The sequence below is a fragment of the Kitasatospora sp. NPDC093558 genome, assembly GCF_040683475.1.
Lineage (GTDB): Bacteria > Actinomycetota > Actinomycetes > Streptomycetales > Streptomycetaceae > Kitasatospora.
This window is the reverse complement of the sequence record NZ_JBFBDY010000366.1, coordinates 1-6349: the sequence shown is the minus strand read 5'-3', so window position 1 is coordinate 6349 and position 6349 is coordinate 1. Positions and strand designations below refer to the sequence as shown.

At 74.0% G+C, this 6349-nt stretch carries 6 protein-coding genes; all 6 read left to right on the top strand.

Annotated features, from left to right (window positions below; all coding sequences use genetic code 11):
• Positions 1-1315 (top strand): thiol reductant ABC exporter subunit CydC (cydC, locus tag AB0O00_RS26520; RefSeq protein ID WP_363655823.1); only part of this gene is annotated, 1315 nt, incomplete at its 5' end.
• Positions 1316-1369: 54 nt separating this feature from the next.
• Positions 1370-3178, top strand: a complete 1809-nt coding sequence (locus AB0O00_RS26515) for a GAF domain-containing protein (protein WP_363655822.1) — start codon at positions 1370-1372, stop codon at positions 3176-3178.
• A gap of 291 nt (positions 3179-3469) precedes the next feature.
• Entirely contained in the window at positions 3470-3769 is a 300-nt protein-coding gene (locus AB0O00_RS26510; RefSeq protein ID WP_363655820.1) for a hypothetical protein, read from the top strand.
• Positions 3759-4163, top strand: a complete 405-nt coding sequence (locus AB0O00_RS26505) for a hypothetical protein (protein ID WP_363655818.1) — start codon at positions 3759-3761, stop codon at positions 4161-4163. Before AB0O00_RS26510 ends, AB0O00_RS26505 begins: the two co-directional genes overlap by 11 nt.
• Before the next feature lie 321 nt (positions 4164-4484).
• Complete coding sequence (locus AB0O00_RS26500) at positions 4485-5531, top strand: substrate-binding domain-containing protein (protein ID WP_363655816.1); 1047 nt, start codon at positions 4485-4487, stop codon at positions 5529-5531.
• Between the two features lie 134 nt (positions 5532-5665).
• Positions 5666-6265 (top strand): hypothetical protein, encoded by a 600-nt coding sequence (locus AB0O00_RS26495; RefSeq protein WP_363655814.1) that lies wholly within the window; start codon positions 5666-5668, stop codon positions 6263-6265.
• Positions 6266-6349 lie beyond the last annotated feature (84 nt).

Sequence of the window (6349 nt, the reverse complement as noted above, 5' to 3'; positions counted from 1 at the left end):
CTTCCTGCCCGCCGCCGGCGTCGTCCTCGGCGTCGGCCTGCTGCTCGCGGGCGCGGTGGTGCCCGCGCTGGCCGCCCGCTGGTCGGCCGGCGCCGAGCGGCGGCAGGCCCCGGCGCGCGGGCGGCTCACCACCACCGTCGTCGACGCCTTCTCCGGCACCACCGAGCTCACCGTCGCGGGCGCGCTGCCCGGCCGGCTCGCCGCCGTCCGCACCGCCGACGCCGCGCTGACCGGCCTGGCCGCCCGCTCGGCTGCCACGACGGCGCTCGGCACCGGGCTGATCACGCTGCTCGCCGGGCTCACCGTGACCGCTGCCGCGGCCGTCGGCCTGCGAGGTGTGCACGCCGGTGCGCTGGCGCCGGTCTGCCTGGCCGTCGTCGTGCTCACCCCGCTCGCCGCGTTCGAGGCCGTCACCGGGATGCCGCTCGCCGTCCAGGCCCGCCAGCGCAGCCGCGCCGCGCGGGCCCGGCTGGACGAGGTGCTGGACGCGCCGCCCGCGGTCGCCGAGTCGGCCGAGCCTCTGCCGCTGCCCGCCGAGCCGCTCCCGATCGCCGTGCGGGGCCTGGCCGTCCGCTACCCCGGGCGGGCCGAGGACGCCCTGGCCGGGGTCGACCTCGACCTCGCCCCCGGGCGCCGGATCGCCGTCGTCGGCCCGTCCGGCTCCGGCAAGACCACGCTCGCCCAGGCGCTGCTGCGCTTCCTGGAGCCGAGCGCGGGCGGCATCACCTTCGCCGCCGGTCGTCCACAGGCTGTGGACAGCCGGGCGCTCGCGGGCGACGACGTCCGCCGCGTGATCGGCCTCTGCGCCCAGGACGCCCACGTCTTCGACAGCTCGCTCCGGGAGAACCTGCGCCTCGCCCGGCCGGGCGCGAGCGAGGACGACCTGCGCGCCGCCCTGGCCGCCGCCCGGCTGCTCGACTGGACGGACGGCCTCCCGGACGGCCTCGCCACCATGGTCGGCGAGCACGGCGCCCGCCTCTCCGGCGGCCAGCGCCGGCGCCTCGCGCTCGCCCGGGCGCTGCTCGCCGACTTCCCGGTGCTCGTCCTCGACGAGCCCGCCGAACACCTCGACCTGCCCACCGCCGACGCCCTCACCGCCGACCTGCTCGCCGCCACCGCGGGCCGCACCACCGTCCTGATCACCCACCGCCTGGCCGGGCTGGACGACGACACCGTTGACGAGGTCCTGGTGCTGGACGGCGGCCGGGTGGCCGAGCGAGGCCGCTGGTCGGAGCTGCTCGCCGACCCGGACGGGCGGCTGCACGCGATGTGGCAGCGGGAGCGGGAGGCGGACGGCCTGCTGGTGGCCCGGTGACGGCTCGGTCGCGCCATCCTTCGGATGAAAACCGTACAAACTAGGCTCATCTTCATGGACCCCACGCCGGACCTCCCCGCCGCCGCCCCGGAACCCACCCCCCACCGGGTGCCCGAGATCGCCTCGCTCGGCCTGGACACCCTGGTCACCGAGGTCGCCGAACGCCTCCAGTCGGCCGCCGCCGTCACCGACCGGATGCAGCGGCTGCTGGAGGCCGTCGTCTCCATCGGCGCCGGACTGGACCTGCACGCCACCCTGCACCGCATCGCCACCGGCGCCGCCGAACTCGTCGACGCCCGGTACGCGGCCCTCGGCGTGATCGCCCCCGGCGGGCACGGCCTGGCCGACTTCATCCACGTCGGCATCGACGACGAGACCGCCGCCGAGATCGGCGAACTGCCCGCCGGCCGCGGCATCCTCGGCGCGCTCATCGACCGCCCCGAACCGCTGCGCCTGGCCGACCTCGGCAGCGACCCGCGCTCCTCCGGGTTCCCGCCGCACCACCCGCAGATGAAGACCTTCCTCGGCGAACCGATCCGGGTCCGCGACGAGGTGTTCGGCAACCTCTACCTGACCGAGAAGAAGGGCGGCGGCGCCTTCACCCCCGAGGACGAGCAGGTGGTGCACGCGCTCGCCGCCGCGGCCGGCGTCGCCATCGAGAACTCCCGCCTGTACGAGGAGGGCCGGCGCCGCGAGCGCTGGATCGCGGGCGCCGCCGCCGTCACCACCGCGCTGCTCTCCACCGACCAGGCCGAGGCCGCGCTGACCGTCGCGGCCGAGCAGGTGCGGGAGCTGGCCGACGCCTCGCTCGGAATGATCCTGCTGCCGACCGCCGCCGACGGCGAGGACGTCCGCCAGATGCGCGTCGCCCACGCGTCCGGCGAGGCCGCCGAGTTCGTCCGCGGCGAGCTGCTGCCCAAGGACAGCTTCGCCGCCCGGCTGCTCGCCGGCGAGAGCGTGTACCTCGACGACATGTCGAGCGACCCGACCGTGGTGATCCGGCTCGCCCGCAGCTTCGGCCCGTCCATGGCCGTGCCGATGGTCGCCGCCGGCCGGGTGCTCGGCGGGCTCTGCGTCTGGCGCCCGCGCGGCGCGCTGCCCTTCACCGACAGCGAGAAGCAGCTCGCCGAGACCTTCGCCTCGCAGGCCGCCCTCGCCCTGCGCCTCGCCGAGGGCCAGCGCGACCAGCAGCGGCTCGCCGTCTTCCAGGACCGCGACCGGATCGCCCGCGACCTCCACGACCTCGTGATCCAACGGCTGTTCGCCACCGGGATGATCCTGGAGAGCGCCGCCCGCCGGTCCGTCGTGCCCGAGGTGCGGGACGGCGTCGGCAAGGCCGTCGACGAACTCGACGCCACCATCCAGGAGGTCCGCACCACCATCTACGCCCTCCAGCACGACAGCCACGGCGACGTCCCCGACACCCTGCGCACCCGGGTCCTGCGCGAGGCCAGCCAGGCCGCGGCGGCGCTCGGCTTCAAACCCGCGGTGAGCTTCGTCGGGCCGGTGGAGAGCCTCGTCGGCGACAAGACCGGGCGCCAACTGCTCGCCGCGCTGCGGGAGATGCTCTCCAACACCGCCCGCCACGCCCGGGCCTCCCGGGTCGGCGTGGAGATCGACGCCACCGTCCACCTCGACGACACCGGGCACCCGGTCGGCGGCGACCCCGAGTCTCTCGACCGCGGCGGACGGCCCGGCGTGCTGCTCACCGTCACCGACGACGGCATCGGCATGCCCACGGGCGGGCGGCGCAGCGGACTGCTCAACCTCACCCGCCGCGCCGAGGCCCTCGGCGGGGACGCGTGGCACGAGAACGGCCCGTACGGGAAGGGCACGAGGGTCCGCTGGACGTCCCGGCTCTGAGGGCGGCGGCACTTCCTGGACGGCAGGGGGAGGGCCGGTGGTGGATTTGTGAAATCTGAACGAGGGAGAACTTCCGGGCCAACGGCGTAAGTTGTGGACTCCCGCCCCTTCCGACGTGTCCGTGTGCACACATAGCTTTGCTCCCGTCTCGGAGGGGAACCGGACGGGGGAGCAGTGGACGCGTCGGGCCGCGGTCACGCCGCAGCAGGAGCAGCGAGTCGCGGGGGGTTCCGCACCGAGCGGGGGCCGGACGGGCGCTACCGCTGGCAGCTCAAGGCACCGAACGGACGGGTGGTCGCCATCACCGCGGCCGCGTTCGACACGGCCGGCGAGGCCGAGCGCGGCTTCGACGGGATGCGGGCCGGCGCCGCCGAACTCACCGCGCGCATCACCCACGTCCGGGACGGCATCGGATGGATCTGGGTCGTCCCGGGCTCCCGAAGCCTCCCCGAGGTGCGCTCCAGCCGGGCCTACGAGCGGTACGCCACCTGCCAGAACGCGTTCCGCCGCTTCGTCGTGCTGCTCGCCAAGCAGCCGGCGCGCGAACTGCCCGAGCGGACCGTCTCGTTGAGACGCCCCGATGGCCGCTGAGCGGCGCGGACCCCGGCTGCTCGTCGTGCCGGCGGCCGACCACTGCATCGGCTGGGCGCTGCGCGCGGCCAACGGGCGGCCCCTCGGCGTGGGCGTCCGGACGTACCGCAGCGAGGACGAACTCGCCGACGCGGTGCGGGAACTGCTGATCGAGAGAGCGGCGCTGCGGTGCTCCGTCGGACAGTCCGAGGGGCGCGAGTGGGCCTGGGCCGCTTACCTGCCGGTGCGCACCACCCGGCCGGGGGCGGCCGATTCCGTTCCGGTCGCGCGCAGCGCGCGCGGGTACCTGCGGCGCGACCAGTGCCAGGCGGGCATCGAGGGCTTCCTGGCCGGACTGCAGTGGGTGGGGCAGGAGTTGCGGCGATCGGGGCCGGACGGCCTCTGGTCGCTGTAGCGCGCCGTCCGTCCGTGCTGTCCCGGTGAAGCACAGGTTTCCGGAAAACCCCCGAGCCGCCACCGGGAGAAGAACGTCCACGCCCTCCGAGCTGCCCGTTCCGGCAGGGCCGCGTCCGGGCTGACCAGTCGCTAAACCTCGCCGTACCGACGAATCGACATTCTCACGGAGGTCTCGACCACCCTTCCGGCGGAACCGCCCCGCCGGACAGGATCAGCACTGCCGGACGGGCCGCAGCGGACGCGGCCACCGGCCCCGAACTCCCCTCGGGAGTACGGATGTTCACGCGATGTACGGCTCTCCTACCGGAGGAAGAGGAACATGCGTAAGACCGCTGCCAAGCTGCTCACCGCCGCCGCCCTGGCGACCTCGCTGGTCACCATCGCCAGCGGCTCCGCCCTCGCCGACCCGACCGTCACCCCGGCTGCCCAGGACATCGTGGGGGCCGGTTCGGACACCACCCAGGCCGTGCTGAACCAGCTCTCCACGTCCTACAACGCCACGCTGACGGACCCGACCGCGCCGCGGCTGTACAGCTGGGACGCGACCGGCTCCTCGCCGATCACCCCCAAGACCGGTGCCAGCACGATCACCCGCCCGAACGGCTCCGGCGCCGGCATCAACGCGCTGAACGCGACCACCAGCGCGACCCTCGACTTCGCCCGCTCCTCGCGCGGCCCGGTCAGCGGCCCGACCGGCGACCCGGCGACCGACGACTTCGTCGCGATGGCCAAGGACGCGGTGTCCTGGGCGGCCCCGAGCAACGGCCACGCCCCGGCGAACCTGACGACGCAGAACCTCAAGGACATCTACACCTGCAACGTCACCAACTGGACCCAGATCGACCCCACGCTGACCAACGCGACCATCAAGCCGTTCCTGCCGCAGAAGGACTCCGGCACCCGGGCCTTCTTCCTGAAGGCGATCGGCAGCGGCACCTCGGTCACCCCCGGTGCCTGCGTCATCCAGGGCACCCAGGAGAACCAGGGCAGCGACCCGGCCCTCGCCGACCTCGACGCCGTGGTCCCCTACTCCGTGGCCCACTACATCGGCCAGGTGTACTTCAACCAGGGCAGCGGCTCCGACGTCCAGGGCCCGCTGACCATCCGTTCGGTCGACGGCATCGCGCCGGTCGACGTCCCGAACAAGAAGATCAGCGACGCCTTCGCGGCTTCCTCCTACGCCCGCGTGGTCTACAACGTCATCCGTGACGCCGAGTGGACCGGCACGGACGCGCACGCCGCCGCGCTGCAGAACATCTTCGGCAACGGTGGCTTCATCTGCAGCAGCGCCGGTGCGAGCGTCCTGCAGAGCTACGGCTTCCTGCCGCTGCAGGGCTTCGACTGCGGCAGCTCCATCCACTCCTGACCCACCCCGCACCACCCGGCGGCCACGGGCTTCGCGCCCGTGGCCGCCGGTCCTGATGAGGAGGAACGGGACCATGCGCAGGACTCCGGCTCCGCTCCCCATCAGTGGAACCCACCTCTCCCAAGGAGTTCACCATGTCAAGAACCCGTGTCCGGCTCGCCGCCACCGGTGCCGCCGTCGTCCTCGCCGTGACCGGCCTGAGCGGCGCGGCGGCGGCCGACACCACGGTCACGAGCACGCCGCCCACCGGGCAGGCCCTCGTCACGTCTGACCTGACGTTCGTTCAGAGCGCCGTCGACAACGGCATCGTGATCGTCCCGCTGCCGCCGGCGACCCCCGCCTACAGCGACACCACGGGCCTCACCACGACCTTCCCGGTCTCGGGTGGCGTCGCGAACATCCCGTCGTTCAACGGTGACATCCAGTTCGGCGGCGACCTGCTGTTCGTCAACCTCGACACGGGCAAGACCGTGGTCTTCAAGCAGCTCGACCTCGTGATCAACAAGGGCAAGTTCTTCGCCGTGCCGGACGGCGCGACCGCCCCGGTGGCCCTGCTGGACCCGGCGGGCCGGGTCTCGGTCGGCCGCAGCGGCACCGCCCAGACGCTCAACACCACCAGCCTCAAGGTGGACGCCGCCGCCGCGCAGTACCTCGACAGCAACCTCGGCACGACCTTCTTCACGGCCGGCCAGTCGATCGGTTCGCTCGCGGTGACCTACACGCCCGGCAGCTGACCTCCGGGCCCGGTGGACGGCACCGGGCGACGACACCGGGCGAGCTCGGCGGGGCCGCGCGGCCGCCGCGGCCCCCCCCCCAGA

What these genes read in the sequence shown, in the direction of transcription:
- AB0O00_RS26515 (WP_363655822.1), top strand. Translation starts at nt 1,370, where the DNA reads ATGGACCCCACGCCGGACCTCCCCGCCGCCGCCCCGGAACCCACCCCC.
- AB0O00_RS26505 (WP_363655818.1), top strand. Translation starts at nt 3,759, where the DNA reads ATGGCCGCTGAGCGGCGCGGACCCCGGCTGCTCGTCGTGCCGGCGGCC.
- AB0O00_RS26500 (WP_363655816.1), top strand. Translation starts at nt 4,485, where the DNA reads ATGCGTAAGACCGCTGCCAAGCTGCTCACCGCCGCCGCCCTGGCGACC.
- AB0O00_RS26495 (WP_363655814.1), top strand. Translation starts at nt 5,666, where the DNA reads ATGTCAAGAACCCGTGTCCGGCTCGCCGCCACCGGTGCCGCCGTCGTC.